A 1526-nucleotide genomic window follows, 5' to 3' on the forward strand; every position below is an offset into this window, starting at 1 on the left:
CAAGACTAGCGAGGACACCAAGGGAAAGGCATTTCCCGCCAAGCCGGCGGAGGTCATCGCCTTCACTGCCAAGGCACGGCGCCGCTTCGAGCCGCTCGCCATCGCCGGCAAACTGGCGAGTGCGCTGGTGCCGCCCATCATCGTCATCGCGCTGATGCTGGTCGTCTGGCAGATCGCCTGTTCGTCGCCGACATCGAGCCTGCCGCCGCCGACCCAGGTGTGGAACGAGGCTTACGACCTGATAGCGCATCCGTTCTTCGACAATGGCCCGCAGGATATAGGTCTGGCCTGGCGCGTGCTGATCTCGCTGCAGCGCGTCGCCGTCGGCTTCGGCCTGGCGGCGGTCGTCGGCGTCGCGCTCGGTGCGCTGGTCGGCCAGTCGATCTGGGCGATGCGCGGCCTCGACCCGGTGTTCCAGATCCTGCGCACGGTGCCGCCGCTGGCTTGGCTGCCGCTGTCGCTGGCGGCGTTCCGTGATTCCAGCCCGTCGGCGATCTTCGTCATCTTCATCACCTCGATCTGGCCAATCATCATCAACACCGCGGTCGGCGTGCGCAACATTCCCGAGGACTACCGCAACGTCTCGCGCATCCTGCGGCTCAACCAGTTCGAATTCTTCGTCAAGATCATGGTGCCGGCCGCCGCGCCTTACATCTTCACCGGCTTGAGGATCGGCATCGGCCTATCCTGGCTCGCCATCGTCGCCGCTGAAATGCTGACTGGCGGCGTCGGCATCGGCTTCTTCATCTGGGATGCGTGGAACTCGTCGCGGCTGCCCGACATCATCGTCGCGCTCGCCTATATCGGCGTCACCGGCTTCTGCCTCGACCGGCTGGTCGCGGCGGTCGGCGCCTTCGTCACCCGCGGCACAACAGCAAAGTGAGGAGAGGGGCGATGACGGCCTATCTGAAGCTCGACCATATCGACAAATCCTTCACGCGTGGTGCCCAGGTCAGCGAGGTGTTGAAGGACATCAGGCTGACCATCGACAAGGGCGAATTCGTCTCCATCATCGGCCATTCCGGCTGCGGCAAGTCGACCCTGCTCAATCTGATCGCCGGGCTGACCAAGGTGTCGGCCGGCGCCGTGCTGCTCGAGGACAAGGAGGTCGACAGCCCTGGACCGGAACGCGCCGTGGTGTTCCAGAACCACTCGCTGCTGCCGTGGCTGACCGTCTACGAAAACATCAACCTGGCGGTGTCGAAGGTCTTCGGACGTTCGAAGAGCAAAGTCGAGCGGCATGACTGGATCATGCGCAATCTCGACCTCGTGCAGATGGCGCATGCCAAGGACAAACGCCCGGCGGAAATCTCCGGGGGCATGAAGCAGCGCGTCGGTATCGCCCGGGCGCTGGCGATGGAGCCGAAGATCCTGCTGCTCGACGAGCCGTTCGGCGCGCTCGATGCGCTGACGCGGGCCCATCTGCAGGACGCGGTGATGGACATCCATTCCAGGCTCGGCTCGACGACGATCATGATCACCCATGACGTCGACGAGGCGGTGCTGCTCTCCCACCGCATCGTCCT

General features: G+C 64.4%; 2 protein-coding genes. Both read left to right on the top strand.

What is annotated here, in order from left to right; all coding sequences use genetic code 11:
• The coding region (gene ntrB, locus EN991_RS35660) for a nitrate ABC transporter permease (RefSeq protein ID WP_127370484.1) at window positions 1–883 on the top strand (883 nt) is incomplete at its 5' end.
• An 11-nt stretch (window positions 884–894) separates the two neighbouring features.
• A partial coding sequence (locus tag EN991_RS35665) for an ABC transporter ATP-binding protein (protein ID WP_164769638.1) occupies window positions 895–1526 on the top strand: 632 nt, incomplete at its 3' end.

Source organism: Mesorhizobium sp. M7A.F.Ca.US.005.03.2.1, assembly GCF_003997795.1.
GTDB classification, from domain to species: Bacteria; Pseudomonadota; Alphaproteobacteria; order Rhizobiales; family Rhizobiaceae; genus Mesorhizobium; species Mesorhizobium ciceri.